Here is a 26,078-nt window from a genome sequence, read left to right on the forward strand (position 1 = left end):
GCCATGACCGTGCCCACCTCCAACACCACACCGTCGGCAGGCGCGCTGCACCGAAAGGTGATCATCGCCATGGCGCTGGTATTCGCACTGGCCCCGCTGGTAGGCGTGTACCCCGTGTTCATGATGAAGGTGATGTGTTTTGCACTGTTCGCCTGTTCCTTCAATCTGCTGCTGGGTTTTGGCGGATTACTCTCGTTTGGCCACGCCATGTTTCTAGGCAGCGCAGGCTATGCCGCCGCGCACGCAGCCAAGATCTGGGGATTCACGCCTGAATTGGCGATCTTGTTTGCCACCGCCTGCGCAGCTGGGCTGGGCTGGGTCGCCGGCAAGCTGGCCATCCGCCGCCAGGGCATCTACTTTGCGATGATCACCCTGGCGCTGGCCCAAATGGTGTTTTTCTTCAGTTTGCAAGCACCTTTCACCGGCGGCGAAGACGGCATACAGGCTGTACCACGCGGCCGACTTTTTGGGCTGGTCGATCTTTCCCAGCCTATCGCCATGTACGCCTTGGTGTTCACGGTCTTCATGGGCGGTTTCTTGCTGATCTACCGTATCGTCCACTCCCCCTTCGGCCAGGTGCTACAAGCCATTCGCGAGAACGAGCCCAGAGCCATATCCCTGGGCTACGACGCAGACAAGTTCAAGCTCCGTGCCTTCGTTCTGTCTGCCGCGCTCTCAGGCATGGCCGGTGGGACCAAGGCCCTTGTATTCCAACTTGCGTCCTTGACCGACGTGCATTGGAGCATGTCTGGCGAGGTGATCCTGATGACCTTGCTGGGTGGCATGGGCACCATCTTTGGTCCGGTCGTGGGCGCTGCCGTCATCATCACCATGCAAAACTATCTGGCCGAACTGGGTTCCTGGGTCCTGGTGGTGCAAGGTGGTATTTTTGTGGTCTGCGTGCTGTTGTTCCGTCGCGGCATTGTGGGCGAGCTGGGCGCCTGGCTGAAGAAGTCGCTCTGAGACCTCGTCAGAAAGAACGGGCGTGTTAACACGCCCTGGCGCCAGGAATTTGAACAGCGCTTAACCCCGGACTCGCTGGCCCACTGTCTGCGGAATTTCGCAAGCTTGCCGGGCCATTCTGGGCACGAACTCAGCCACATGCACGGTGTACTCAATCGCACTGGCGACCTGGCCCGCAGCAATCAGTCCATCTTCTACGCTCCCTTCGCTATGCACATCTGAGGGCGCTGGTCCTGCGGGTTTGCGGGCACGGGTCACGCGGAATGAGGGGTAACGGCGATTCTTGCATGGGGGGTTTTTGGAACCCTCTGCCCTGCAGGTGTTACTCACATCTTCAGACCATTTTCAAAACACGCTCTGAAAGGTGGATGGTTTGCCTTTTTGGACCTGCTCCTAGAGAAACTACTCTTCATGCAATTCCCGCGCACTACCCCGCTCTCGACACCTCTTCAGCCGCCTCCGACGCCCACACCTCAGCCGGCAACGGGTGCACCCAGCCTGGCGCCAGCCAACACCACAGTCGGCACGGGTGCCACCAGCGGCAGTTTGCAAAGTGACCGCCATTCTTTCGCCTTGAGCATCTTGCATATGCAAGCGACCAAGCTCTACCAGGCGACGCTGGACGAGGCCCCGTTCAGGATCAGCCCGCCGCCCTTGCCATCTGTTGATTCCATGAAGGAACTTCTGCAGGAATTGGAGGTTTTGAATCAGGCACCCCAACCGCACGCCAGCAGCCCCTATCTGTTTCAGGCCTTGACGAACTATGGCTCCCTGGCAGAGACAGCTGCAAAGACGACCTCGACCCTGGTTTTCATGCAGCATGCTTGCGGCCTGTCTACTGACAACGACGGTCAAGCGAGCTTGCTGTCGTTCTACCATGCGTCCTGTCAGAACGTAGCCTGGGAGATGTGCCAGGCCAGCGTTCATTACGCCTTTCAGGCGCATTACCTTTGCAATCTCTCTGAAGATGCCACCGCAGCTGAAATGAAACTGCCATTGGCATCGCAACACCCTGGCGATAGGGACAGCCTGCACCAGTTGCTGGTCGAACGTAAGCAGCTTGGAATTCAGTTGATTGGCTTGGCTTTGATGTTGATGGCCCAACATCAGCACTGGGGCGAGGTTCTATGCTCGAAGCCCAGGGACTACAGTCGCATCCCCACCCAGCAGCTGCGCGAAGCGGCGGCGCTCCATTTCCGAGTGCTGCATGACTTGGAGACGAAGCTGCAAACCTACGCCGCTACGCCCGCAAGGGCATTCGTTCAAACCATCTTCGACGCAGCGGATACCGACTTGAGCAAGGTCTCGGGTTCGCTGGAGGATCTCGCCAACGACCGGCTTTTCACCTACGAAGTCGACGCTATTGCAGTCAACAGCAAGATGACCTCAGATCTGAGGCAGAGCTACGCGACATGGCACACCATCTCGTCCGAGCAGCGCTATTTGCCGGAAAATGAAACCAGGTCCCGAATTCTTTGTCTTGAAATTGAGATGTGCATGAACGTCGATAAGGTTATCGAGTCGATGAAGTCTCAGATGAGTTATTTCTTCGAATCCAGGCTCAATACAACGTCTTTCGCCGACAAGCAGGCTGAGCAGGAACTTTTGGAAAGTTATGCCCGTCTGCACGATTTCCAGTCTGAGCGAAGAGACGCCGCAACAGCCATGACCAAGCTATCTACCCTCAAGCCCCTCATCTTGTCTTCGCATCGCCCTTAGTTGGCGCGAGCAAGTCAGGCTTACTGGAAGCCGTGAGCCCTAGGCCCCATGAATCTGACCGACCTGGAACCACCGCGCAACTATGATGGCGCGGCTTCCAGTCCAGATGAGCGCCTACGCCTTCCAGGTTGGAGACGCATCGGCGCCCAGAGCGCGCATAGGTTTTAGCAGAGCCAGTACGGCGGCATCTTTGCTCAAGAGAAGGGCGCCATGCTGGACCGCCAAATCAATGAAAGGCTGGTCGTCAGCGTCTGCGCACCGGCAGGAGGCGGGGGGAGCAGACGGGACTGTGCGCGTGAGTTGGTCAAACTCCAGAAGGACAGTCGACTGGTTCAGGCCACGCGCCACCAGGCGGGGCAGGACTCTGGGATAGTCCAGCACTCGGCCCAACTCCGCCCGCATCTCCACACTGGCGAGCCAAACGGCCTGCCCGTTCAATAGAGCCGCTCGCAATGCTTGCACAGCGGGATCGGCAAACACCAATAAATCGAGGGCCACATTGGTGTCAATGACGAGCTTACTCACCTTGATTGCAGCTTGGTCTAAGCAGCTTTCTGCCTGGGCGATGAACCTCGCGCAGTCAGGTCAAACCGGAACATCCGACATTCGATAGGGCCGTTCCACATGGGAACGCGGCGCGACTCCTTCAGACGCAGTCGGCCAGGGAGCTTGAGGTCTGGCGTGAGCATCCAGGCGGTCCAGCCAGCAAAATGGCTTTTCCAATGGGTGCTGAGCTGACGGAAGAATTCGTCACCGGAATCAGCTTCTGCGTCAACGACACCATCGCCGGCCCGGGCCCTGGCCAGGGTGCCGCTTTGGAATGCTTCCCGGCCCCGCCCTGCCACCCCTGCGGCAGCGATACGCTCGCCATAGGGGGGATTCATGACGATCACGCCCGGTTGCGCGCTTGGCGGCATACGCTGAAGCGCATCGCCGCCGCGCAACTGCACAGCACCAGAGACACCCGCCCGCTGGGCATTGCGTTCGGCAAAATCGACCATGCGGTGGGCCACATCACTACCGAAGACGGTCGCACCTTCAGCGCTGTCAGGCGCCTTGACCGATGCGCTGGCCTCTTTCTTCAAGGCGTCCCAGCGCCCGCGGTTGAACGGCCTCAGTTGCTCAAACCCAAAGCGGCGCTGACCGCCGGCAGGCAGCCCCAGCCGAATCTGCGCGGCCTCGATGACGATGGTGCCGCTACCGCAGCAAGGGTCGTACAAGGGGACCTGCAGCACTGACTTCGTGGCAGGTTGCCACCAGCCGCTGGCGGCCAGCATGGCAGCGGCCAAGGTTTCTTTCAAAGGCGCATCGCCTTTGTCCTGACGCCACCCGCGCTTGAACAAGGGCTCGCCCGAGGTGTCTATGTAGAGCGTGGCGGTGTCCGTGGTCAGGTGTGCATGCAGACGCACGTCCGGCGTGTGGGTGTCTATGCTGGGGCGCTCGCCGCCGACGCGGCGAAACCGGTCAGCCACGCCATCCTTGATGCGCAGCGTCGCGAAGTTCAGGCTCTGGAGGGGGCTGTGTTGGGCAGTCAGTTCAATGCGAAAGCTCTGCCTTGGCGTGAACCAGGCTTCCCAGCACACGTCATGGGCCAGCGCATAGAGATCTTCTGGGTCTCGGTAGCCACCTTGGGCCAATTCGATCAGCACACGTTGCGCCAGCCGGCAGTGCAGATTGAGAAGAAGCACGCCTTCCCAGTCCGTGCGTACACGCACCCCCGCTCGCACAGTGAGCAAATCATCACCTGTCAGCCCAGTGATGCCGTGCACCTCATCTGCGAGAAAGCCCTCGACACCGGCGGCGCAGGGAAGGAAAAGGGTCAGTTGGTTCATTGCTTGGAAACTTGCGTGGGCACGGCAGAGGACTAGGGCGAATTTAGTGTGAACACGCCCTAATTGTCGCCGCATGCGATTGATCAGAGGTGTGAGAGTGCTCACCTACCAAGTTCGTCATTCGAACAGAGGTAAAAAAATGAGGGCGAGAAGTCCACTCGGTAGCCGAATTTCATGACGCCTCGCATCTCCATTAAAGATGACGATGAAGGAGTTGAGACGATAGTATCGTCGGGGGGTTACTCATTTATCGACTATCCAGACACACAGGATCTTGCGCCGCAAAAAGCCATCTTCTCTGCTTGCTGCTTGCAGCTCGCTTGCTGTGGATGCCACGCGGGTCCTTGAGCCTCAATATTTCGGAGACTATATGAAATCGCGCGCATTCGGAAGAAGAGAATTTACGCTTGGCCTGCTACCTTCACTGGTTCTTGGACAGTCAGCAGTGTCAGCCTTTGCAGCGGATGCCCCCGGCCAGCCTATCAAGATGATTGTGCCCTTTCCACCAGGCGGTGGCACCGACGGTGTCGCACGCGTCATCAGCACTTCATTTGCCACGCTGACCAAAACACCACTCATCATTGACAACCGGCCCGGTGCCAGCGGGACCATCGGTATTGGCGCTGCCAGCAAAATGCCTGCAGACGGCATCAACCTGGTGCTGGGGCAAGCTGACAACATGGCGGTGGCGCCTTATCTGCTCAAGAGCGTGCCTTACAACCCCCTGGAAGATCTTCAGCCTATCGCCTTTGTCGCGGATATTCCTATCGTAATCGTGACTTCGGTGGACACACCCTACAAGACACTCGCCGATGTAGTGAGAGCTGGCAAGTCAGACAAGGAAGACATTACCTTTGGCTCGGCAGGCGTAGGAACCACACCTCACTTGTCTGGAGAATTGTTGGCCAAGGCTGCAGGCATCAAGATGCGCCACATCTCGTACAAGGGTTCTGCCCCGGCGCTGACCGATGCGCTCGCGGGTCGGATCTCGCTGATGATGTCGTCCATTTCGCTGATCGTGCCTCACCTGAAATCGGGCAAGCTGCGCGCGCTGGCGGTCACCAGTGCCACGCGAAGCAAAGCCCTGCCGGACGTACCCACGGTGGCTGAAGCCACTGGCCTTGCCAATTTCAATGTGGGAACCTGGTACGGCATCTTCTCTCCCAAGGGACTGGCTGCCGCCAAAGCAGCCAAGCTGAATGCCGACATCAATACCGTTCTGGGCAGCAAGGAAGTGTCCGCGTTCATCGAAGGGCAAGAGGGCGGAAACATCGTCAAGGCAGGCCCGGAGTTGCTGGCCAAGAAATTGGCAGACGATACGCAGCTCTGGAAGCGCGTGATCAAGGAAGCCAACGTTTCGCTTGAGTAAGCGCATGCAGGCACAACCGCTACCCCCCGCTGAAAACGAGCCAGGTAGAGAGCTGGCAAAGGCCCTGGAAGGCTACGCACGCTGGGCGGGCCTGAGTTGTCCGGAGCGCGCGCCTTTATGGGTGGAACGCCTGGAAATGAACCGGGAGGAGATCTCCCGGTTCAGGGATGCGCCGACGCCCCAGGGGCCTGCATTTGTCGCCCAGGCTGTGATGCCAGAGCCACTGCCTCTCGAAGGGCCTGTGGATTCCGCGCCCGAGCGAACGGCGATCACCGCTGAAGCCGCTTGGACCGCTGCCCGCGACAACGAACACCTGCGGGCGTTTACCCGCTTGCCGGAAGTGCTCGAACCCGCCGGCCCCGGCTACCTCAGCGGTGTGCCGTTTGCAGTGAAAGATCTGATTGCGGTAGCGGGCATGCCTTGCAGTGGCGGCAGCCACACGGGGTCTGCCGAACCGCTTCCTGAGGACGGCGCTTGCGTCGCCGCCATGAAGCGTCAGGGTGCGGTCTTCATCGGCCTGAACAACTTGCATGAGCTGGCGTTCGGTGCGAGCAGCCATAACCCTGTGTTTGGGCGCGTGATCAATCCTGCAGCGCCAGATCGGATTCCAGGAGGCTCCAGCGGCGGCTCAGCTGCGGCAGTGGCTGCGGGGATTGTGAATGTCACGCTGGCCACAGATACCGGAGGATCGGTCCGCATTCCGGCCGCGTGCTGCGGAGTGGTTGGGTTCAAACCGAGCTATGACGCCGTGTCGCGCGATGGTGCGATTGACATGTCTGAATCGCTGGACCACATTGGTCCTATCGGCCGAACCGTGATGGACTGCGCCCAGGCGTTTGCGGCTTTGACTGGGTTACCCGAGTTCAAAGGAATTCCGGCGCGCTCCCTGAATGGCTTGCGCGTGGGTGTACTGGGGGGATTTTTCCAGGAACCTTTGGACACGGATGTTCGTGCCGCGCTGACTGATATCCAGTCCGTCATGCGCGCCGGCGGTGCCCAAACGCATGAGGCGCTGATGGAGGGCATTGAACTGGCTGCGGCCATTCAGTTCATCACCATATCCACTGAAGCGGCGACCAGCCAGGGCGAGCGCCTTCGCGATGACGGACAACGGCTGGGAGAGGATGTCCGGGTTCGGCTGGAGATGGCCAGTCTCTTGCCGGGGCACTGGTATCTGAAGGCTCAGCGTTTGCGCAGAGTGTTCGTGCAGCGCATGGACCGCCTGTTTGATGACGCCGACATCTTGCTGAGCCCGACGATGAGATCGCCTGCGCCGCTGGTGGGGGCAGCGAAGGTGGATATTGAAGGCAAAGCCTACCCGTTGCACACGGCGGTGTCTAACCTCACCATGCCGTTCAGCTTGAGCGGGATGCCCGCTATTGCGATTCCGTGGGGGGAAACAGCCGAGGGTGCGCCGCTTTCCATGCAGCTTGCGGGAGCCCGCGGCAAGGATTGGGAAGTTCTTGCAATTGCACACCGGTTGAGTTCACTCGCACCCCGTTGAGCGCCTTGAAGCTACACCCGGCATACAGGAGCCGTGCGCACCTCGGACTGCCACGATGGTCAGTTCACTAGCTTGCGAAGACTGGCGATGGGGATGCGCAAGCCTTCCCGGTATTTGGCGACAGTGCGCCGCGCGCAATCGATGCCTTGCTCCTTGAGCATTTCGGCTATTTGATTGTCGGAGAGCGGTTTCTTGGTGTCCTCTGAACCAATGAACTGCTTGATGAGCGCCCGCACTGCCGTGCTGGATGCATTGCCGCCAGCTTCAGTGCCCAGCGCGGAACCAAAGAAGTGCTTGAGCTCAAAGGTACCCTGGGGCGTGGCCATGTACTTGGCTGTGGTCACACGGCTGATGGTGGACTCGTGAACGCCTAGTTCGTCGGCCAGTTCGCGCTGAACCATGGGACGCATTGCCAGTTCGCCATGAACGAAGAAGTTCTTCTGCCGCTCCACAATGGCTTGAGAGACACGCAAGATGGTGTCAAAGCGCTGCTGGATATTCTTGATGAACCAGCGAGCTTCCTGAAGCCGCTGGGTCAACGCCTGGTGACTTTCTCCACCACGCCCACCGCGCAATGCGTTGGCGTAGATTTCGTGCACCCGCAAGCGCGGCATGACCTCAGGATTGAGCTGCACGCGAAAGCGTTGCTGAGGCCCCTGCCCGCTGGTGGAGACGATGACGTCAGGCACGATGGCATTGCGGCTCACATCAGCGAAGCGCCGGCCAGGTTTGGGTTCCAGCCTTGAGATATAGGCCATGGCGGCGCGCACGGCTTCTTCGCTCTCGCCCACCAACTGAGCCAGGCGCCGGGCATCACGCCGTGCCAGAAATTCCAGAACACCGTGCTGCGCACAGATTTTCAACGCCACCGCCACACGCGCTTGTTCAGAGGCTGTCAGGTCGCGCTCTGACTGGCGGCTTTTGATCTGTAGCGTCAGGCACTCCAGCAGATCGCGCGCGCCGATACCGGGCGGGTCCAGGGATTGGAGCAGCTTCAGCGCCATCGTGAAACGGTGCACCAGCTCTTCCATCTGCTCAAGTCCGTCGTCTTCATCAAGCAGGGTCGACGCCAGTTCGGCCAGGGAGTCTTCCAGATAACCGTCGTCGTTCAAAGACTCGATCAGAAAACGCAAAGCGGCCGCATCTTCGGGCCCCAGGCGCAGGGACAGCGCCTGACGGCGCAGGTGGTCTGTCAGTGAGGGCTGGAGGCTGCCTCGTTCGCCCGGATCCAGCGCGTCGTCATCTTCGATGTTGTTACGGCGTGCAGGCGCGTCGCCACCCCATTCGCCGTCGTCGGGAGCGGCTTCCACACTGCCGTCACCCTCCCAACTCTCGGCAACCAGAGACTGGGTATCTGATTCCATGCTTTCCGCACGGTCGTCATCGTGTCCTTCGGAAGCCTGTTCGCTGACGCGATCGCCTTGGCTGACGGCGGTATCAGAACGCGCAATGCCAAAATCTTCGCGCGGCGCGTCATCATCCGAACGCTCGAGAAAAGGGTTGTCATCGAGCATCTGTTCGACCTCGCTGGCCAGCTCCAGAGTGGAGAGCTGCAGGAGCCGAATGGACTGCTGTAACTGGGGTGTCAGCGCAAGATGTTGCGAGACACGCAGCGAAAGGCCGGGCTTCATGTTGTCACCGCCAAGCCCGGAAATTCAATGGATGGATGCCGCCCGCAGTACACCAACGCATGCATCAAAGCCGGAAATTCTCGCCAAGATATACGCGCCGCACTTCGGGATCGGCCACGATGTCGTCAGGGGTGCCTGCGGCCAGCACGCGTCCTTCGCTGATGATGACGGCATGGTCGCAGATGCCCAGGGTTTCACGCACGTTGTGGTCGGTGATCAGGACCCCAATTCCACGGGCCTTGAGAAAGGCGATGATGCGCTGAATTTCTATGACGGCGATGGGGTCGATGCCGGCGAACGGCTCATCGAGCAAAATGAAGCGCGGCTGCGTGGCCAGCGCCCGGGCGATTTCCACGCGGCGACGCTCGCCGCCCGAGAGCGCAGGTGCTGGCGAATCGCGCAGACCCTGCACGTGCAGTTGCTCCAGCAATTCGGTCAAGCGGCGTTCAATTTCGGGCTTGGACAGGGGCCTGCCGTCCTGGTCCTGCTGCAACTCGAGCACCGCGCGCACGTTTTCAGCCACGGTGAGCTTGCGGAAAATGGATGCCTCTTGGGGAAGATAGGACAGCCCAAGTCTGGAGCGACGATGGATGGGCATGTGCTCGACCGTCTGACCGTCAATTTTGATCTCACCACCGTCGGCGCGAACCAGACCGACAATCATGTAGAACGAAGTGGTCTTGCCCGCGCCGTTCGGCCCGAGCAAGCCCACCACCTCTCCGTTGTGAACCGTGAGCGAGACGTCATGGACCACACGCCTGGCTCCGTAATTCTTGCGCAAGCCCCGAACCTCCAGCTGGCTGGTGCCGTGTTCCAGCGGAGTTGCTGCAGTGGTGTGGCCTTCAGGCAGGGAGGCCAAGGCCTGCTCGGCTGGCACGCTCACTTGGCTGGCCCGGTGGAAGGCCGCAGCGGCACGGCCGGTTTGGCGGGAGGAGGTGATGCCGGAATGCCACGGGGTGCCAGCGTGGCGCGTACGCGCTCGCCGGAGGTGGTGGCAGCTCCGCCAGCGGTCCGCGGCGCCCCATCGACGGTGTAGACCTCGGTGGTATTGTTGTAGACGATGACCGGGCCGGTGACCTGATCTTGCAGCGTGGCACCGGCCAGCCGCCTCATCTCGGCACGGCGCAGAAAGCGCACCGTATCAGCTTTGCTGTCGTATTCAATGACCTCGCCTTCGCCTTCAATGAATTCGTCGAGGGCTTCGCGCTTCTGGCGGAAAAAGGCGCGCTTGCCGGGCTCGGCATGCATTACACCGAACTGGTTACCGGCTGCGTCTTGCCGCACCTCCAGGCGGGCGCCACGCATCACGATGGTGCCTTTGGTGGCCACAACACGACCTGTAAAGGTGCTGAGCTGACGCTGATCTTCATAGCGAAGCGCATCAGACTCGATGTTCATGGGCTTCTCACGGTCGGCTAGTTCTGCCCAGGCAGGCGTGAGCATGGCTACCAGCAAGGACAGGCAGCCGCCCACTAGTCCAGGCAATGAGAAAACAGGTGATTTCATTGAAGGCACGGTTTTTGCTTTGATTGCGTTCTGCATTTTAAGCCGCAGGGCTTTGCGCATGCCAGGTTGCAACGAAATGGCCTATAAAAAAGGATGGCTAGTGCGTTTTAACTGGCTTTAACTCGCGCAGATGGACATATGAGAAAATCTGCACCCCGGGAGCCATCGAACTCGCAGCCGAAACAAGCTGCGCGCGCAGTGCGCGCGAACGCCTGATTGTCCGTTGCTGGCTCCAGACTTGCGTCTGGCGATCTGGCCGAACCCCAACCTGCAACCGTTTTTCCTGCCTTCGGACAGAACCCGCGCGACTTCAAGACGCGGACTTGGCATTCCTTGAGCGCGCACCTCGTACAAGACGGGGAACTCTAGCCGACACATTCATGAGCTATTCAGTCAAAGAGATTTTCTACACCTTGCAAGGTGAAGGCGGAAATGCCGGTCGGGCAGCCGTTTTCTGCCGGTTTGCAGGGTGCAACCTGTGGTCTGGCCGCGAGGTCGACCGCGCCCTGGCGCAATGCAAGTTCTGCGACACCGACTTTGTGGGCACAGATGGCACGGGGGGCGGCAAGTTCGCCACGGCCCAGGCCCTTGCAACTGCGATCGCAGGGTTCTGGCCGGTTGCGGCACCGGGCAAGCGCCTGGTCGTTCTGACCGGGGGCGAACCCCTGCTGCAGGTGGATACAGCCGTGATTGCGGCTTTGCATGAACTCGATTTCGAGATCGCAGTGGAGACCAATGGCACTGTGGCTGCACCCGAAGGGATTGATTGGCTGTGCGTCAGCCCCAAGGCGAACACCGAACTCAAAGTACGTGCCGGGCGGGAACTCAAAGTGGTGGTGCCGCAGATGGGCCAGGATCTGGAGGCCTTGATTGCCCTTCCGTTCGACCGCCACCTTCTGCAGCCCATGGACGGCCCTTTGCTGAAGGAAAACACCCAGTGGGCCATTGAGTACTGCATGCGCGATCCTCGCTGGAGATTGAGCGTCCAAACGCACAAGATGGTTGGGATCCGATGAGATTTGAACTGAGCCAGAAGTTTTTCTTTGATGCGGCCCACACGCTCCATCGGGAAATAGAGGCCGAGCCCAGTCGGCGCGTGCATGGCCATACTTACCAGGTGGAAGTGGGCATCGTGGGCTACAGAAGCGAAGAGACGGGAATGGTCCTGGATCTCGGCTTTCTTCGCCGTGACATAGCGGTTCTTCGTGACGAGCTGGACCACCGCTTGCTCGATGAAGTCAAAGAGCTGGGGACGCCGACACTGGAGAACATTTGTGTGTACATCTCCAAGCGCTTGCCGGGCCTTCATGGAGCGGCCAGCTTGCACTACGTGAAGGTGTGGCGCGACTCCGTAGGTGACTCATGCACCTTGAGACTGGGTTAGGGCGTGTTAACACTAAATTCACCCCCGCGTGAGGCACTGGCTAGCCGCAATCAAGGCGCAAACCGCAGGCGGGTTGGATACCCGGTGAGGTTTGCGCGGCCGGCGTAGGCAACGCAGAGTGCGGTTTGCCAGTGTCTCACCCTTCGGGCCGGTTTTCCCGGGCCTATGCCGGCCGCCCCATATTGCTGCGTTGCGCCTCTTACCAAGGATCGCACCTTGGCTGCGCGGCGCGTCTTGCACTATGAGGCGGCCGGCATAGGCCCGGGAAAATCCGGCGCGGGGGTGAATTTAGTGTTAACACGCCCTAGTGATTCCCTAACCCGGGGAGCCCCGTGGAGAAATCCGCAAGGGCGAGACAGGAAAGGCCTGAGATCAGGCTGTTTTGACGAGCTGATTGGTGATCTGGAGCATGCGCTCGAATCCGCCTGCCATGGAGCCATCGGTGTAGTAGCGTCCGGCAATCCCCAGAGCTGGCGTGCCTTCGACCTTATAGGCCTCCTGAAGCTGCACAGCGCGGCGGACCTTGCTGGCGACGCCGAACGATTTGTAGGCCGTTTCAAACTTGGCACGGTCCACACCTTGCTCTGCCACCCATGAGAAGAGAACGTCTGGCTTGTCGAGACGCTTGCGCTGAACTTGCAGGGCGTCAAACACCTTGGCATGGACTTTGTCCACGGCGCCGACGGCTTCCAGGGCGTAGTAAATCTTCTGCAGAGGCTCGAAGCTGCTCTGGAAGCCCACGTGCTCAAGGCGCACCACGACGTTTTTCGGCGCCGCTTTTTTCCACGCGGTGAACACGGGATCGAAGTGCATGCAGTGCACACAGCCGTAGGAGAAGAATTCGATCACTTCAACCTGCCCGGCCGGCACATCCGTGGGCGCCTTCTGGCTGAGTTCCACATAGCCTTTGTTGCCTTGCGCATACGCTGGCAAAGCCAAGAACCCGGGGATAGCCGCCACAGTGGCACCAAGGGCGAATTCACGACGTTTCATAGTAGCTCCATTTTCAACAGGCTGTCAGAGCAGGTTTCAGGGACAGGAGTTCCGTGACCGGCTCGACCAGATGAGATTATTGATGTTTTTTGAGACGAGGGTGTTTGGGCATCGCCAATGGGGGGTGTGAGGTGGGCTGCGAGGGAAGTTCATTTGTACTGGGGCCAAGGGAAAAAGCTTGCACCAGTCACTGAATACCGTCTGATCTGACGGTGACGCCGCTGACCCTCACCCCCGCCCTCTCCCGAACGGGAGAGGGAGTAACAGCTAACTCTTCCCGTCGCAGGGAGATGGGGGACCCATCAGACGGCCGCGGAGCAGGCCATTGAGGGCCACCGCGGAGCTGGCTTTGCCAGGCCGCCAGTGGCGTCCCCTGGGGGAAGGCGCGCAAGCGCCTCAGGGGGGACTCTACTTCTGCACCCGAACCAAAGCCGAATCAAAGCCGTTGCCGTCCAGGCGCTCCTTGACGCGATCCGCGGCGTCCTTGTTCTGGAATGGGCCCACACGCACACGGTAGACGGTGCGTCCGGCCTGCTCGCGTTCGGTAACGCGGGATTCGACGCCCATCAAGGACAGCCTCGCTCGCTGGGCTTGCGCATCGTCATCGTTGCGGAAGGCGCCTGCCTGTACGAAATAGGTGAAAGGATCTGCTGCCTGCGAAGGGCTTCCCGCACGGGCTGCGGCTAAATCACCCAGGGGGTCCGCAGAGGGCGCGCGGGTAGTGGCAGGTGGTTTGGTGGCCGGGGCAGATGCCGCCGTAGCGGGCTTCTCAGCGGTTCGGGTAGGAGGCTTGACCTCCGCAGGCGCGGGGGCCACAACTGCGGGAGCCGGAATCTGCGGTGTGGGTATGACCTGCGGCGCAGGCTCAGAGGCCACCATTCCGCTGACTGCAGGGGCCGCCGGACGACCAGCACCGGCAGAGCGGCCGCGCAAGGCGCTGTTGGGATCCCAGTCCTTGTTCTTCTCAGCTTCTGCGGCATCTTGGCCGTTGGTGCGGGTAGAGCCTTTATTGACAAATGGAACCGGCACTTTAGCGACGTAGATGGCCACGCCGAGTGCCACAGCCAAGCCAGCCATCACGCCAAGTATCACGCCAAGAAAGGTGCCTCCGGTCTGATAACGCCCCCGGGAGGCGCGCAGGCGAGGGACGGAGGAAATGAACGTCCCTGACGAAGCCTGCGTCGCAGTTTCCTGTGTATGTGGGTTCATGTCGCTGATTACGGGTTACATCTTGGTGGGGGCAGACACGCCCAGCACCGACAGGCCATTGTGCAATACCTGGGCGGTGGCGGCGACCAGGGCAAGGCGGGCTTTTTTGACAGATTCATCATCTACCAGAATGCGCTCGGCGTCGTAGTAGCTGTGGTAGCTGGCTGCCAGTTCGCGCAGGTAGAAGGTAATGTCGTGGGGAGCGAAGTCCTGGGCTGCTGAGGTCAGCATGTCAGGGTACTTGGCCAGCTGCAGCATCAAGGCCTGCGCCGCTGGGGTGTCAAGAGGAGACAGATCGGCCTCCAACAGACTGCTCTTGTCGCCGCCCCAAGCCTCCAACACGGAGCAGATGCGCGCATGCGCGTATTGCACGTAGTAAACCGGGTTGTCGTTGTTCTTCGAAACAGCGAGATCGATGTCAAATGTGTATTCAGTGTCTGGTTTACGCGACAGAAGGAAAAAGCGCACAGCATCTGCGCTGGTCCATTCGATCAGGTCTCGCAAGGTGACATAGCTGCCTGCGCGTTTGCTGATCTTCACTTCCTGCCCGCCCTTGACCACGCGAACCATGGTGTGCAGCACGTAGTCCGGGTAGCCCACCGGGATACCGACATCGGCGGCCTGCAGGCCGGCGCGTACGCGGGCGATGGTTCCGTGGTGGTCGGTGCCCTGGATATTGACGACCTTGTGGTAGCCCCGCTCCCATTTCGTGATGTGATAGGCCACATCTGGCACGAAATAGGTGTAGCCGCCATCGGTCTTGCGCATGACTCGGTCTTTGTCGTCGCCGTAGTCTGTGGTCCTGAGCCACAAGGCGCCGTCTTGCTCGTAGGTCTTGCCGGCATCGATCAGACGTTTGACGGTGGCCTCGACACGGCCACTGGTGTAGAGGCTGGACTCGAGGTAGTACTCGTCAAATTTGAGGCGGAAGGCCTGCAAATCCTTGTCCTGCTCATGGCGGAGATAGGCCACGGCAAACTGGCGAATGCTGTCGCGGTCTTCTACCTGGCCGCTGGCGGTGAAGCTGCGGTCATCGGCCTTGACTGTCTTGCCAGCCAGGAAATCGGCGGCGATTTCTGCGATGTAATCGCCGTTGTAGGCGGCCTCTGGCCACTCGGCATCACCAGGCTTGAAGCCGCGCGCCCGCAATTGCACGGAATTGGCCAACGTTTCGATCTGCACGCCGGCGTCGTTGTAATAGAACTCGCGGTGCACGCGCAGGCCCTGAGTCTCAAGCACATTGCAGATCGCATCGCCCAAGGCCGCTTGACGGCCATGGCCGACGTGCAGCGGTCCGGTAGGGTTGGCGGAGACAAATTCCACCAGCACCTGCGACTGGCCCACGGGCTTCTTGCCGTACTGCAGGCTCTCTTGCAGCACCTGGCGCACGACCTGCTGCTTGGCTGCAGGAGTCAGACGCAGGTTAAGAAACCCGGGCCCTGCGATCTCGATGGCGGCCACCCAGCGCGCGAACGCAGGGGTTGCTTCCAGCGCCGCCTTGAGCTGCTCGCCCAATGCACGCGGGTTCATTTTCAGGGGTTTGGCCAGTTGCATGGCAGAGTTGCAGGCAAAATCGCCATGTGCAGCCTGCTTGGGAGATTCGAACGCAGCTTGCGCGCCTGCTCCCTGGACCAGTTTTTCAAGCTCTGCCGCTAGGGCGGCGAGCAGTTCGTTCTTGACGGATGACATCGCCGGATTTTACCGGTGGCATTTCGCTTGATCCTAGTTATGTTCGATAGAAACCAAACAACACCCAGCATTTCCTGCATCATGCCCGCCTATAACGAGGCGCGCGGCCTGGTTTCGGTCACGGAGCGCGTGTTGGCAGCGCTGAATGCCCTGTCACCCAAAGTCGAGATCATCATCGTCAATGACGGCAGCCGGGACGACACCAGCGCCGTTGCCCGGCAACTCTGCGCGCTGCATCCGCAAGTGCGACTGGTGGATCTTTCGCGCAATTTCGGAAAGGAAGCTGCGTTGACCGCTGGCCTGGACGCGGCTCTGGGAGACGTGGCCATTTTGATGGATTCGGATGGCCAACACCCGGTGTCCTTACTGGCCGAGATGCTGCAGGAGTGGCGCCAAGGCAGCGATGTGGTCTATGCAGTACGGCGCTCACGGGAGGATCAATCCCGTTTGCACAAGCGGCTGGCGAACCTCTTTTATTCGCTGGTCAACTTTGGCAACCCAGTCAAGATTCCCGCCGGCGCGGGCGATTTCCGCTTGCTGGACCGCAAGGTGGTCCATGCGCTCAATTCTCTGCCGGAACGCCACCGGTTCATGAAGGGTCTCTATGCCTGGGTAGGCTTTCCGTCCAAGGCGATCGACTATCTGCCCCTGGATCGCGAAAGCGGTCAGAGCAGTTTTCGCCTGGGAGGCGCACTGCGCCTGGGTGTGACCGGACTGCTGGCGTTTTCTTCTGCGCCGCTGCGCGCGGTGGGCTTGCTGGGCCTGCTCCTGTCCATGTTGTCGCTGGGTTACGCGACCTGGGTGGTGATTGAGTATTTCTGGCTGGGCATCAGCGTACCGGGCCACGCCACGCTGGTGGTGAGCCTGATGCTGCTGAGTGGTGTGCAACTGACGGCCATAGGTTTGCTGGCAGAGTATGTGGCGCGGATTTACGACGAAGTCAAACAACGACCGAACTATCTTGTGGCTGAAAACAGGGGCCAGGGCCTGCGCGAAGACAAAACGCCGGCGGACAGATAAGCGCTGCAAATGCTCTAAGAGCCTGCGCGCCTAGAAAACCGCAACACCCCGCACCAGCCTGATACCGGCTGCTTTCAGCTGATCAGAAAACGCCGGACTCTGCAGAAACGCCCATTCGCGCACACGTGCTGGTCCGATTTCGTCGCCTGATTCGGCCATGGTGGAAGGGTGACACATCAACAACGCACCATCGGGGACGTCGGCCAGCCACTGGGCCATGTGCTTCTCATAGAGCCCTTCTTGAGGGTCAAAGTCATAAATGCCGGAAAGCACCGGGCTGACCGGCACTCCGGCCTGCTTTGAGGCCGTGGTCAGGGCATTGGCACCCAAGGCGCCAATCACCTTGCTTTTAAGCCCAAGGCGCGGGCCTGCCGGGCGCGAGACCCGGAGCCAGGGAAATTGGGGGCCATAGCGCCGCGTGACAACCTCCAGCAGCGCCTGCCGGATACCTGAAAATTGCTGCACGTGCTGATGCCCATCGATGTGGTCGGGCGCTGACTTCCAGGCGGCTTCGAACGCATCCAGCTGGCGCTCAATTTCCGTCCTGGCTCGTGCTTGATTGAAGCCACCGAACAGCGCGCGGCGCATGGCCCCGCCCAAGGCCGTGCCATGGCCCGCAGCCTGAGCGAAATCGCTGGTCCAGTCGAGGTGCAGGCCGACGTCCAAACGGCCGCGTAAGTCTGCCAGGCGCTGCGCATCTTCCTGCCAGCGTGGCGACAAGACCATGGCACTGGTCGCACTGAGGGCGCCCTGGCGACCCAGTTGCAAAACGGCGTCGGTCACGCCCGCACTCATGCCGTAGTCGTCGGCGCACATGACCACGCGCCTCTCGCCAGTTGGAGCTTGATCGGCCTGGCTGGAAACCGCTGAGGTGCTTGATTGCATAGATGGCGCCTTCGATGTCACTTGGCAGGCGCTTGCGGTAGCGCAGGCAAGTCTTTGCCTTGCAGGCGCGCCAAGGGCGAGACGCCTACGCGCCAGGCCCACCCTCCCGAAAACCATTGGGCGCCTTCCGGTAATTCCCGCGCGGGGAATACCTCAACCACCCGTGCGGTTCGCAGTTCTTCGGCCGATATCCAGGGGCTGGTTGCCAGATCTCCGTTGATCAGTACCTTAGGGTGCTCAGGCAAGTGCAGCGCCAGCGACCCCGCGATGGCGGACCTGCCGGCAATGATGTCAATGGGGCCGCCCAAAGCCTTGCGCGCCTGCGGGGCCAGGCTCTCCGCCATGGCTTGAGACGGGAAATGCTGCCAGTGCTGAGTCTTCAAACGCTCAATGCCCTGGGGGGATGTGGCCCAGAACTGCAAGACGATCAAGGCCTGTATCAGCGCAAATGCCACCCAGGCTGCACGGACGGCCGTGCAGGTGTTCAGGTACTTCAAGGACGAAGGTGCCAGAGCCAGGGCGGCAGGCAGCATCCACAAACCAAACGCCGTGCCCCAGTGGTTTTGCATTTCCACACCCAGACCCAGGCCCAGCGACAACATGAAAAGCAGCGGAAAAACGCCCCAGAGGAGTGAGAACTCGCGCCAGTACGTCGGCGGGCTGGCGCCCCATGAGGCGGCCGAAGTCGAACCAGGTGCGGAGTGGGCAGGTCCCTCCTGCGCCGGGTTTCTGGACTTCCTGGTGCGCCATACGGCCCAGCCCAAAGCGGAGCCCATCACCATCCAGGCAGGCATTTGTCGGTTGAGCACCCAATCCGTGGTCCAGCTCATGGAATCAGACAGCCTAGCGGCCATCGAAAGGCTCATGCCCAGCGAACTTGTCTCCGCATAGCGCAAGGGCGCCCAATCATGGTAGATGAGCCAGATCAGATGCGGCAGGAAGATGGCGCTGGCAATGCCCGTGGCCAGCACCAGACCCCAGCGGTTCACCGGATCACGCCACCAGCGCATGCGAAGCCACCACAAGCCTATGCAGATACCGATGAGAGCCATCTGGTACTTCACCAGCATGCCTAACCCCATGGCCACTCCGATCGCGATCCATGCAGACCAACGGGCGCGCTGGGTGAGGCGCCACATCATGAGAATGCACACCGCGATGGGCGGCATCATGACCACGTTGTGGTTGTAGTAGTGAACTCGCTGGTTGTAGAAGGTGATGCACAGCGACGCCAACAGCAAGATGGTGGCCGTGCGCGGCCCGTGCATTTCACGCAACCAGACCCAAAAGATGGCGTGCGCGCCTAGAACGAAGACGGCACCCAGTGTGAAGGTAAGTGCCGGCCCTTGTGGCAGGACCACGGAGGCAGCAGCCAAGATCCACGTGGGCAAAGGTGGGTGCTTGAAGTAGCCCCACTCCAATGAGCTGACCCACACCAATTGCTCAATATTGTCGATAGGCGGCGTCAGCGCGCACCAAGCCAGAAATAGCAGCCAGCAAGCGCCAAATGCGCCTAGTAGCAAGGGAAGGTTGAAGTCATTCAGAACCAGCGCGTCTTCACCCGAGGGCGCCAAGCTTTCCTTGGCACCAGAAACCATCATTTTTGACATCCAGAAACTTTACACATATTCACGTCAATGACGGATTGTGCCAAGCCCTGAGATGAACGGGAAGGCAAACGCGCTGGACTGAAAATGACACAGCCATTCAATTGCCGAAACCACGCGCCATGAAAACGGCGGCCAACGGTATGACTGCCACGAGGTGGCTTTCAATCATGATCAAGCGACGGACGCCAGCGAGTTCGTTCGCGGGTGGTAGCTGGCCTGATGAAGCCAAGGCTTGCTGCCAACGCGCAATACGCCGGCTGGGACCGATCATGAGCACGGCCACCACCACTAGCAGCGTGAGCTTCAGGTGGAGCAGAGGGTTGCCCCAGTACCAGGCAGCGCCCTTGGCACCCCAGAACACTCTCGCCAGCCCCGAGCAGAGCACCGCGGCAGTGGCAATCCACAGGATCTTGTCCAGACGAGCCAGCCTGTGCACCACAGCCGCGTTGACCCACTCCACACGGCAGAGCGCCGCCTGGCTGGAGGCGAAGACGATCCAGCCCAGAAAGGCGCTGATATGGAGGAAGGCAAGCCAAGCCTCGGTCATAAAAACTCAGTCAAAAAGGTGACGTTAACGCTATTTTTAATAGTTCACCGCCGCAAAAAATGATATCTTTTGGAGTATGCATTAACTACATATGCAGTACTCGTCAAGATCCGAACTTGACACCATTTTCGCAATAGGCAGCCTAACCTTTCCATACTGACCATGCACTTGTTGAATACCCGCTACCGAGCTTTCGTTCCTGCAGTGACCCTGATGGCGCTGCTGGGATTTTCAACCGGGGCGGCTGCTTCGTCATGCGTCTCCATCAATGGGACGCAGCAGGTCATTTCCTATGGTCCCCTGACTGGTACAACAACGTCCCCGCTCTTTTCTGGAAGCGAATTCAATCCCGGTGATTTAGTGAATCTATCGTGGACTCTGTCATCAGTCAGTCTGGCCCCAAGCCTCACCCTGAACTGGGGAGACGGAATGTCGGACTCGCTCAACGGCTCGACGATCTCTCACTCAGCCAATAGCAGCACGCTGAACACGCTAGTCTCCATCACCTCTTCTGCGCCGGGTCCGGGCACTTATACCTTTTCAGTCGGATGCCAACTCGCGCTATCGACTGTGAGTGCAGTGACACCAGGCACCGGCGTCGCGAATGACGTGTTGACCATCAATGGAACGGGTTTCTTCGGCGCTTCACAGGTCTTTTTTGGCGACACCCCGGCCACCCCCACGATCATCAGCAGTACTCAGATGTCCGTCACAGTACCGGCGGGTTCAGGAATTGTTCCGCTCAAGCTGGTCAACGCACAAGGTGTTGAAACACCGGCCGGATTCAATTTCCAGTATCTGATACCGCCCCTCATCCTTGATTCGGCAGCTGTGCCCCCCGCCGCCGTCGGTGAACCCTATATCCACGCCCTGTCAGCCAGTGGAGGGGTTGGTCCCTACTCCTATTCAGCCACGGGGCTGCCATCTTCAGGGCTGAGCATGAACCCTCAAGGCGTGATCACGGGAACACCCAGCAGCGCCGGAAATCTTGACATCGAAGTCACTGTGACTGATTCACAGAGCGCGGTAGATACAAGAAGCTTCAGCTTGCAGATAAACGCCAGTGCACCCGCTCTCGCCTTTACCAGTGTGCCACCTGCAAACGTCAGAGTTGGCAGTGCGCCCTATATCGTGACCACCAATTCCGACCAATCTGCCCGGCTGAGTTTGAGTGTCGACTCCGGCTCCCAAAGCGTTTGCACCATCCAGGGCCAAGCGGTGAATTTTGTGGGTGCAGGAAGCTGCGTGATCCGGGCAATGCTGGCTGCACAAGGCTCCCTGGCAGAAGAAAGCGTGCAGCAGCAAGTGCAGGTGGAACAAGCAGCGACCCCTTCATTGCACGGCGTGCCTGGCTTGTCGCCTTGGGGGCTCGCGGCACTCGCTAGCGCCTTGGTGGCTGTCATGGGTTTGCGACGCCAGCGAAGGCATACCGCGTGATCAGTTGATCTGGATCAGGCAGGCGATCGGCCCGCCCAGAAGGCGGGATCACCGTACCGGACTTTCAGAAAGTCTACCCAAAGCCGCACGCGCAATGGCAGATGCTTGGTAGGGTGCGGCAAGATGGCGTAGATACCATTGGGCATCGCGGCAAAGGCTTCAAGCACAGGCTGAAGCCGCCCGCTGGCGATGTCCTGCTCGACTTCCCAGATACTGCGCCAGGCAATACCGTGCCCAGCCAGACACCAGTCATGCAAGACCTGGCCGTCCGAGCAGTCCAGGGGGCCATCTGGGCGCAGGTGCGTGACTACCCCCTGATCGCTGAAGGCCCATCCGCGGGTCTGGGACGCGTCACTGGAAAGCACCAGGCAATGATGCTGAGCAAGATCTCTGGGGTGCAGGGGCGTGCCGTGGCGCAGGAGGTAGTCCGGCGTCGCGACGCACACACGCCGGTTGTCAGCCAGCCGCACACTGATGAGAGATGAATCAGGCAGGTCACCCACACGCACTGCGCAGTCATAACCTTCGCCCGCCAGGTCAATCACGCGGTCAGAAAGATTAAGGGAAATGCGCAGACGCGGGTGCTGGGCGTAAAACTCCGGCACCAGGGGCGCCACATGCCGACGCCCAAAGCCGGCTGGCGCGGTGATGCGCAAATGCCCACTAGCCTGTAGCCCGCCGGCTGAGACGCTGGCTTCTGCTCCCGCGACCTCGGCCACGATGCGCTGGCAGTCGTCCAGGAAGGCAGCGCCTTCGTGGGTGAGTGCGATCCGCCGGGTAGTGCGCACCAGCAGCTTCACGCCCAGATGCTCCTCCAGCGCGTCCAGCCGACGGCTGATGACGGCGGGCGCCACACCTTCGGCGCGCGCAGCAGCGCTGAGGCTCCCACGCGTGGCTGCCGAGACGAAGGTTTCAAAAGCCTTGAGCTTGTCCATGGGGAAAATTATGCAGACCTTTTCTCATCTTTGCGTTTTAGTTAAAGGTTTTTCTATTTTTATACGTCTTTTGTGCTGAAAACAAATCGAATATATTTGGCTACCGTCTGTACATGTTTCTGATCCGAACCGGCGACGTTTAAGCCGTTCGGGCTGAGCCTGTCGAAGCGCTGCGTAAGGCTTCGACAGGCTCAGCCCGAACGGAATTGAAAAATTCTCAAGCCGAACGGAGTTGAAAAAACTCAACCCGAGAGGAACTGAAGAATTCTCAGTTCGAACGGAATTGGAAATTCATGCGGACCGGATCCATAGCTCATCTTTACCTTTTGATTGATTCAGCATGACTTCACGCACCAAGATTCACGACCTGCAAGTTGCTACCGAGCTTTATGACTTCGTCAATCAAGAGGTACTGCCTGGCGTAGGTGTCTCACAGGGAGATTTCTGGCAAGGGTTTTCTGCGCTGGTGACCGACCTGGCGCCCAAGAATGCCGCCCTGCTGGCCGAGCGGGACCGCCTGCAAAAGGAACTGGATACCTGGCACAGTGCCAATCCAGGCCCCATCAAGGACATGCTTGCCTATCGATCTTTCCTGCAAGGCATTGGCTACCTGGTGCCAGAGCCTGGCAAGGTGCAGATCACCACCAGCAACGTGGACGACGAACTGGCGGTGCAAGCGGGCCCCCAACTGGTGGTGCCCATTCTCAATGCCCGCTATGCGCTCAACGCCGCGAACGCACGTTGGAGCAGCCTGTACGACGCCCTGTATGGCACCGACGTGATCCCGCAGACCAAAGGCCTGGAAAAAGGTGTCAAGTACAACGCAAGGCGAGGCGCCAAGGTGATTGAGTGGGCGCGCCACGTGCTGGACCGCACTGCTCCGCTGAAGAAGGGCTCGCACATCGACTCCACCGGCTATGTCGTGAAAGACGGCGAACTGGTTGTGAAGCTCAAAGGCGGCAAAAGCAGCAAACTGGCAGACAACAGCCAGTTCCTGGGCTATCAGGGCGAGGCCAAGGCGCCCTCCTCCATTTTGCTTGTGCACAACGGCTTGCACCTGGATATCCGCATTGATCACAAGTCTGCTATCGGCAAGAACGATCCGGCCGGCCTGAGCGACCTGGTGGTCGAAGCTGCTGTCTCGACCATTCTCGACCTGGAAGATTCCGTGGCGGCAGTCGATGCACAAGACAAGGTGCTGGGCTACCGCAATTGGCTGGGCATTTTGAACGGCACGCTGACCGAATCTTTCAAGAAAGGCAGCCAAACCCTCACACGAGGCCTGAATCCAGACCGCGTCTACACGGCAGCCAGCGGCAAAGGCGAGGTCACGCTGCATGGCCGTTCGCTGATGTTCGTGCGCAATGTGGGCCACCTGATGACCAACCCGGCCATTCAGTGGAAGGACTCTGCCGGCCAATGGAAGGAAATTCCTGAAGGCATCATGGACGCCGCCGTGACCACGGCGATCGCCATGCACGATCTGCAGGGCAAGGGCGCCAATGGCATCCGCAACTCACGCACCGGCAGTGTCTACATCGTCAAGCCCAAAATGCACGGCCCTGCGGAAGTGGGCTTTGCCAGCGAACTGTTTGGCCGCGTGGAAAAAGTGCTGGGCCTGCGTGCGAATACCGTCAAGCTGGGCATCATGGACGAAGAGCGCCGCACCAGCGTCAACCTGAAGGCCTGTATTGAGGCAGCCAAGGCGCGCGTGGCGTTCATCAACACCGGCTTTTTGGACCGTACCGGCGACGAAATGCACAGCTGCATGCAAGCCGGACCGGTCTACCGCAAGGGAGACATGAAGACCAGCGCCTGGATTCAGGCCTATGAGCGCAACAACGTGCTGGTGGGTCTGGCCTGCGGCTTGCGCGGCAAGGCGCAGATCGGCAAAGGCATGTGGGCTGCGCCGGACCTGATGTCGGAGATGATGAAGCAGAAGATCGGCCACCCCAAGGCAGGTGCCAATACCGCCTGGGTGCCTAACCCTACGGGTGCTGCACTGCACTCCATGCACTACCACCAGGTGCTGGTCAGCGATGTTCAAAAACAGCTTGAGAACGAGCTGACACAAGCCGATAACAAAGCGCTGCGCGACGAGTTGCTGACCGGCCTGCTGACCATTCCCGTAGCGCCTGAGGCCAAGTGGACGCCTGCAGAACGCCAGCAGGAACTGGACAACAATGCACAGGGCATTCTGGGTTATGTGGTGCGCTGGGTGGACCAGGGCGTCGGCTGCTCCAAGGTGCCGGATATTCACAACATCGGCTTGATGGAAGACCGCGCGACACTGCGCATTTCCAGCCAGCACATGGCCAACTGGCTGCTGCATGGTGTCGTGACCAAGGCGCAGGTGAAAGCCACCATGGAACGCATGGCTGCCCTGGTGGACAAGCAGAACGCTGGCGACCGTCTGTACCGGCCCATGGATGGCAACTTCAAGAAATCAGCGGCTTTCAAGGCGGCTTGCGACCTGGTGTTCAAGGGCGTGGAACAACCGAGCGGTTATACAGAGCCGCTGTTGCACGCTTGGCGGCAGAAGGTGAAAAGCGGCAAGGCCTGAGGCAGATAAAAACGGCGCTTGAGGGCGCCGTTTTTTTGGGGGAGGCGACATGCCAGACCGAGCTGCGTGTGATCGGTAAACGCCGCTCGGGCTGAGCTTGGCCTGTCCTGAGCCTGTCGAAGGGTCGAAGCCTCGCGCAAGGCTTCGACAGGCTCAGCCCGAACGGACTTTATAGTTCAAACGAGTGGCTGCTTGACGAAAACCATAGACCCTCTGCCCAAGGTGATTTCTATAAGCTCAGCGTCAACGGGTTTCTTGCCGACAAGTTGGTATCAGCCGCGAGCGACGCCTTGCTTTTGCTCGATCTGTGACTTGCAAGCCACGCAATGCTGGGTCATGGGTTCGATCTTTAAACGCTCGAAGGGGATGGCGCAGCCGCATTCATCGCATTGGCCATAGCTGCCCTCTTCCATGGCCTCCAGAGCGCGATTGATACGGGCCAATTCCTGCTCGTCCAGCGAGGTCAAGGCTTGATCCACTTCCCGCGTTTGATTGGCCAGGCGCGCGTTATCGTCCTGTGACACGCTTCCTGCGGTATTTTCGGCCGGTGCCAGGTTTGCCAGGTTCTGCGCCATCTGGCCATCGAGCTCACTGCGGCGAGCCAACAGTTGTTCTTTCAACTCCTTCAGTTGGGCGGCGGAAAGGGGGGTGCTCTGGGTCATGTGGTGTTCTCCTGAAGTGGGTTTGAGACCGAGTTGCGGTCTATCGCTAAGAGCTGCTTGGTCTGAGGTTCTATGGTTTTAGTCAATCGGCAAGTATCGTTTGAACAAACAAGACCGTTCGGGCTGAGCTTGTCGAAGCCTTGCGCAACGCTTCGACAGGCTCCGCGTGAATGAATTGATATTTTTAGCAAACTGGCATGAAGCGTCTAAGCTGAAGACACACCATAACACCCAAGTTAATAACCGGAAATGAACTGGATCAACCAGAATGCAGTATGGCCGTTGTGAAGTGGGCTCTACGAAAGGGGCAGGCTGCGCGGCGTTGGGAGCGCCGGGGCGTGGCGTGGCGTTGGAGGGTTGCGAGCGCTGCAGTGCCGAGCAGGAGCTCGGCGGTCCCAGGGGAGCAGCCTCGTTGGGGAGGAGGCGCATCGGCAGTGGGATGGGTCTGTCGGGAAGAAAGGTTGCCAGGTCTTGGTTTCTTGCGGGGAGCGCCAAGCGTCAATTTGGCATTGGTGTGCTACGACCGCTGAAGAGTCAAGCTGGAGCTTGGCGCTCCCAGGGGGGACAGCCTCTTTGGGAGGAAGCGCATCGGCAAAGCTGTGCGGGCAGAACTGTTGGCG

General features: G+C 59.8%; 23 protein-coding genes. 9 read left to right on the plus strand and 14 right to left on the minus strand.

All coding sequences use genetic code 11. The features are described from left to right. Nucleotides 1-3: 3 nt before the first annotated feature. Nucleotides 4-963 (plus strand): branched-chain amino acid ABC transporter permease, encoded by a 960-nt coding sequence (locus ABIE13_RS09855; protein WP_354442974.1) that lies wholly within the window; start codon nucleotides 4-6, stop codon nucleotides 961-963. A gap of 60 nt (nucleotides 964-1,023) precedes the next feature. On the opposite strand, the gene ABIE13_RS09860 is transcribed toward ABIE13_RS09855, so the two are convergent. Then, nucleotides 1,024-1,221 carry a hypothetical protein gene (locus tag ABIE13_RS09860; protein WP_354442975.1) on the minus strand — a complete coding sequence of 66 codons (198 nt, stop codon included), beginning with the start codon at nucleotides 1,219-1,221 and terminating at the stop codon, nucleotides 1,024-1,026. Between the two features lie 153 nt (nucleotides 1,222-1,374). On the opposite strand from ABIE13_RS09860, the gene ABIE13_RS09865 reads away from it, so the two are divergent. After that, nucleotides 1,375-2,682 carry a hypothetical protein gene (locus ABIE13_RS09865; protein ID WP_354442976.1) on the plus strand — a complete coding sequence of 436 codons (1,308 nt, stop codon included), beginning with the start codon at nucleotides 1,375-1,377 and terminating at the stop codon, nucleotides 2,680-2,682. A gap of 114 nt (nucleotides 2,683-2,796) precedes the next feature. Here the strand turns inward: ABIE13_RS09865 and ABIE13_RS09870 are convergent, their stop codons facing one another. Then, nucleotides 2,797-3,207: a putative toxin-antitoxin system toxin component, PIN family gene (locus ABIE13_RS09870; RefSeq protein ID WP_354442977.1), complete on the minus strand. Its 411-nt coding sequence runs from the start codon at nucleotides 3,205-3,207 to the stop codon at nucleotides 2,797-2,799. Between the two features lie 17 nt (nucleotides 3,208-3,224). Next, a complete protein-coding gene (locus tag ABIE13_RS09875; RefSeq protein ID WP_354442978.1) occupies nucleotides 3,225-4,514 on the minus strand; it encodes a THUMP domain-containing class I SAM-dependent RNA methyltransferase in 1,290 nt (429 codons plus the stop codon). Nucleotides 4,515-4,884: 370 nt separating this feature from the next. On the opposite strand from ABIE13_RS09875, the gene ABIE13_RS09880 reads away from it, so the two are divergent. Then, nucleotides 4,885-5,883, plus strand: coding sequence for a Bug family tripartite tricarboxylate transporter substrate binding protein (locus ABIE13_RS09880; RefSeq protein ID WP_354442979.1), 999 nt, complete (start codon nucleotides 4,885-4,887; stop codon nucleotides 5,881-5,883). Between the two features lie 4 nt (nucleotides 5,884-5,887). Then, nucleotides 5,888-7,387: an amidase gene (locus ABIE13_RS09885; RefSeq protein WP_354442980.1), complete on the plus strand. Its 1,500-nt coding sequence runs from the start codon at nucleotides 5,888-5,890 to the stop codon at nucleotides 7,385-7,387. Nucleotides 7,388-7,446: 59 nt separating this feature from the next. On the opposite strand, the gene rpoN is transcribed toward ABIE13_RS09885, so the two are convergent. The 3 genes from rpoN to lptA form a co-directional block, all read right to left on the minus strand. Next, nucleotides 7,447-9,018 carry an RNA polymerase factor sigma-54 gene (rpoN, locus tag ABIE13_RS09890; protein ID WP_354442981.1) on the minus strand — a complete coding sequence of 524 codons (1,572 nt, stop codon included), beginning with the start codon at nucleotides 9,016-9,018 and terminating at the stop codon, nucleotides 7,447-7,449. Between the two features lie 64 nt (nucleotides 9,019-9,082). Beyond that, the gene (gene lptB, locus ABIE13_RS09895) at nucleotides 9,083-9,868 is read right to left on the minus strand and encodes an LPS export ABC transporter ATP-binding protein (protein WP_354443686.1); all 786 of its coding nucleotides are present in this window, start codon (nucleotides 9,866-9,868) and stop codon (nucleotides 9,083-9,085) included. Nucleotides 9,869-9,897: 29 nt separating this feature from the next. Next, the gene (lptA, locus tag ABIE13_RS09900; RefSeq protein WP_354442982.1) at nucleotides 9,898-10,524 is read right to left on the minus strand and encodes a lipopolysaccharide transport periplasmic protein LptA; all 627 of its coding nucleotides are present in this window, start codon (nucleotides 10,522-10,524) and stop codon (nucleotides 9,898-9,900) included. Between the two features lie 380 nt (nucleotides 10,525-10,904). Here lptA and queE point away from each other — a divergent pair, with 380 nt between their 5' ends. Further along, nucleotides 10,905-11,540 carry a 7-carboxy-7-deazaguanine synthase gene (queE, locus tag ABIE13_RS09905; protein ID WP_354442983.1) on the plus strand — a complete coding sequence of 212 codons (636 nt, stop codon included), beginning with the start codon at nucleotides 10,905-10,907 and terminating at the stop codon, nucleotides 11,538-11,540. Then, complete coding sequence (locus ABIE13_RS09910) at nucleotides 11,537-11,908, plus strand: 6-carboxytetrahydropterin synthase (protein WP_354442984.1); 372 nt, start codon at nucleotides 11,537-11,539, stop codon at nucleotides 11,906-11,908. The genes queE and ABIE13_RS09910 overlap by 4 nt, the downstream gene beginning before the upstream one ends. 372 nt (nucleotides 11,909-12,280) lie before the next feature. Here ABIE13_RS09910 and ABIE13_RS09915 read toward each other — a convergent pair whose 3' ends face one another. The 3 genes from ABIE13_RS09915 to argS form a co-directional block, all read right to left on the minus strand. Beyond that, nucleotides 12,281-12,901 carry a thiol:disulfide interchange protein DsbA/DsbL gene (locus ABIE13_RS09915; protein WP_354442985.1) on the minus strand — a complete coding sequence of 207 codons (621 nt, stop codon included), beginning with the start codon at nucleotides 12,899-12,901 and terminating at the stop codon, nucleotides 12,281-12,283. 408 nt (nucleotides 12,902-13,309) lie between these two features. Then, entirely contained in the window at nucleotides 13,310-13,978 is a 669-nt protein-coding gene (locus tag ABIE13_RS09920) for an SPOR domain-containing protein (protein ID WP_354443688.1), read from the minus strand. A gap of 147 nt (nucleotides 13,979-14,125) precedes the next feature. Beyond that, the gene (gene argS / locus ABIE13_RS09925) at nucleotides 14,126-15,799 is read right to left on the minus strand and encodes an arginine--tRNA ligase (RefSeq protein WP_354442986.1); all 1,674 of its coding nucleotides are present in this window, start codon (nucleotides 15,797-15,799) and stop codon (nucleotides 14,126-14,128) included. A gap of 39 nt (nucleotides 15,800-15,838) precedes the next feature. On the opposite strand from argS, the gene ABIE13_RS09930 reads away from it, so the two are divergent. Continuing rightward, the gene (locus ABIE13_RS09930) at nucleotides 15,839-16,819 is read left to right on the plus strand and encodes a glycosyltransferase family 2 protein (RefSeq protein WP_354442987.1); all 981 of its coding nucleotides are present in this window, start codon (nucleotides 15,839-15,841) and stop codon (nucleotides 16,817-16,819) included. Nucleotides 16,820-16,849: 30 nt separating this feature from the next. Here the strand turns inward: ABIE13_RS09930 and ABIE13_RS09935 are convergent, their stop codons facing one another. The 3 genes from ABIE13_RS09935 to ABIE13_RS09945 all read right to left on the minus strand — a co-directional run bounded on the left by ABIE13_RS09935 (nucleotide 16,850) and on the right by ABIE13_RS09945 (nucleotide 19,861). Beyond that, nucleotides 16,850-17,704 carry a ChbG/HpnK family deacetylase gene (locus ABIE13_RS09935; protein ID WP_354442988.1) on the minus strand — a complete coding sequence of 285 codons (855 nt, stop codon included), beginning with the start codon at nucleotides 17,702-17,704 and terminating at the stop codon, nucleotides 16,850-16,852. A 17-nt stretch (nucleotides 17,705-17,721) separates the two neighbouring features. After that, on the minus strand, nucleotides 17,722-19,305 hold the full coding sequence (locus tag ABIE13_RS09940) for an ArnT family glycosyltransferase (RefSeq protein WP_354442989.1): 1,584 nt from the start codon (nucleotides 19,303-19,305) through the stop codon (nucleotides 17,722-17,724). Between the two features lie 106 nt (nucleotides 19,306-19,411). Further along, nucleotides 19,412-19,861, minus strand: coding sequence for a DUF2214 family protein (locus ABIE13_RS09945; protein WP_354442990.1), 450 nt, complete (start codon nucleotides 19,859-19,861; stop codon nucleotides 19,412-19,414). 162 nt (nucleotides 19,862-20,023) lie between these two features. Here ABIE13_RS09945 and ABIE13_RS09950 point away from each other — a divergent pair, with 162 nt between their 5' ends. Further along, on the plus strand, nucleotides 20,024-21,298 hold the full coding sequence (locus tag ABIE13_RS09950; protein ID WP_354442991.1) for an IPT/TIG domain-containing protein: 1,275 nt from the start codon (nucleotides 20,024-20,026) through the stop codon (nucleotides 21,296-21,298). Nucleotides 21,299-21,312: 14 nt separating this feature from the next. On the opposite strand, the gene ABIE13_RS09955 is transcribed toward ABIE13_RS09950, so the two are convergent. After that, nucleotides 21,313-22,233: a LysR family transcriptional regulator gene (locus ABIE13_RS09955; protein WP_354442992.1), complete on the minus strand. Its 921-nt coding sequence runs from the start codon at nucleotides 22,231-22,233 to the stop codon at nucleotides 21,313-21,315. Between the two features lie 340 nt (nucleotides 22,234-22,573). Between ABIE13_RS09955 and ABIE13_RS09960 the strand changes: the two genes are divergently transcribed. After that, entirely contained in the window at nucleotides 22,574-24,796 is a 2,223-nt protein-coding gene (locus ABIE13_RS09960; protein WP_354442993.1) for a malate synthase G, read from the plus strand. A 272-nt stretch (nucleotides 24,797-25,068) separates the two neighbouring features. Here the strand turns inward: ABIE13_RS09960 and ABIE13_RS09965 are convergent, their stop codons facing one another. Then, nucleotides 25,069-25,458 carry a TraR/DksA family transcriptional regulator gene (locus tag ABIE13_RS09965; protein ID WP_354442994.1) on the minus strand — a complete coding sequence of 130 codons (390 nt, stop codon included), beginning with the start codon at nucleotides 25,456-25,458 and terminating at the stop codon, nucleotides 25,069-25,071. Nucleotides 25,459-26,078 lie beyond the last annotated feature (620 nt).

The sequence above is a fragment of the Ottowia thiooxydans genome, from assembly GCF_040548795.1.
GTDB lineage: Bacteria > Pseudomonadota > Gammaproteobacteria > Burkholderiales > Burkholderiaceae_C > Ottowia > Ottowia thiooxydans_A.

Excerpts from the sequence above, each read along its gene's own strand:
- ABIE13_RS09915 (WP_354442985.1), bottom strand. The coding sequence starts at position 12,901 with ATGAAACGTCGTGAATTCGCCCTTGGTGCCACTGTGGCGGCTATCCCC.
- ABIE13_RS09910 (WP_354442984.1), top strand. The coding sequence starts at position 11,537 with ATGAGATTTGAACTGAGCCAGAAGTTTTTCTTTGATGCGGCCCACACG.
- ABIE13_RS09885 (WP_354442980.1), top strand. The coding sequence starts at position 5,888 with ATGCAGGCACAACCGCTACCCCCCGCTGAAAACGAGCCAGGTAGAGAG.
- lptA (WP_354442982.1), bottom strand. The coding sequence starts at position 10,524 with ATGAAATCACCTGTTTTCTCATTGCCTGGACTAGTGGGCGGCTGCCTG.
- ABIE13_RS09865 (WP_354442976.1), top strand. The coding sequence starts at position 1,375 with ATGCAATTCCCGCGCACTACCCCGCTCTCGACACCTCTTCAGCCGCCT.
- ABIE13_RS09955 (WP_354442992.1), bottom strand. The coding sequence starts at position 22,233 with ATGGACAAGCTCAAGGCTTTTGAAACCTTCGTCTCGGCAGCCACGCGT.
- ABIE13_RS09875 (WP_354442978.1), bottom strand. The coding sequence starts at position 4,514 with ATGAACCAACTGACCCTTTTCCTTCCCTGCGCCGCCGGTGTCGAGGGC.
- ABIE13_RS09940 (WP_354442989.1), bottom strand. The coding sequence starts at position 19,305 with ATGATGGTTTCTGGTGCCAAGGAAAGCTTGGCGCCCTCGGGTGAAGAC.
- ABIE13_RS09920 (WP_354443688.1), bottom strand. The coding sequence starts at position 13,978 with ATGGCTGGCTTGGCTGTGGCACTCGGCGTGGCCATCTACGTCGCTAAA.
- argS (WP_354442986.1), bottom strand. The coding sequence starts at position 15,799 with ATGTCATCCGTCAAGAACGAACTGCTCGCCGCCCTAGCGGCAGAGCTT.
- ABIE13_RS09950 (WP_354442991.1), top strand. The coding sequence starts at position 20,024 with ATGCACTTGTTGAATACCCGCTACCGAGCTTTCGTTCCTGCAGTGACC.
- queE (WP_354442983.1), top strand. The coding sequence starts at position 10,905 with ATGAGCTATTCAGTCAAAGAGATTTTCTACACCTTGCAAGGTGAAGGC.
- ABIE13_RS09935 (WP_354442988.1), bottom strand. The coding sequence starts at position 17,704 with ATGCAATCAAGCACCTCAGCGGTTTCCAGCCAGGCCGATCAAGCTCCA.
- ABIE13_RS09880 (WP_354442979.1), top strand. The coding sequence starts at position 4,885 with ATGAAATCGCGCGCATTCGGAAGAAGAGAATTTACGCTTGGCCTGCTA.
- ABIE13_RS09965 (WP_354442994.1), bottom strand. The coding sequence starts at position 25,458 with ATGACCCAGAGCACCCCCCTTTCCGCCGCCCAACTGAAGGAGTTGAAA.
- ABIE13_RS09855 (WP_354442974.1), top strand. The coding sequence starts at position 4 with ATGACCGTGCCCACCTCCAACACCACACCGTCGGCAGGCGCGCTGCAC.
- ABIE13_RS09930 (WP_354442987.1), top strand. The coding sequence starts at position 15,839 with ATGTTCGATAGAAACCAAACAACACCCAGCATTTCCTGCATCATGCCC.
- ABIE13_RS09945 (WP_354442990.1), bottom strand. The coding sequence starts at position 19,861 with ATGACCGAGGCTTGGCTTGCCTTCCTCCATATCAGCGCCTTTCTGGGC.
- rpoN (WP_354442981.1), bottom strand. The coding sequence starts at position 9,018 with ATGAAGCCCGGCCTTTCGCTGCGTGTCTCGCAACATCTTGCGCTGACA.
- ABIE13_RS09960 (WP_354442993.1), top strand. The coding sequence starts at position 22,574 with ATGACTTCACGCACCAAGATTCACGACCTGCAAGTTGCTACCGAGCTT.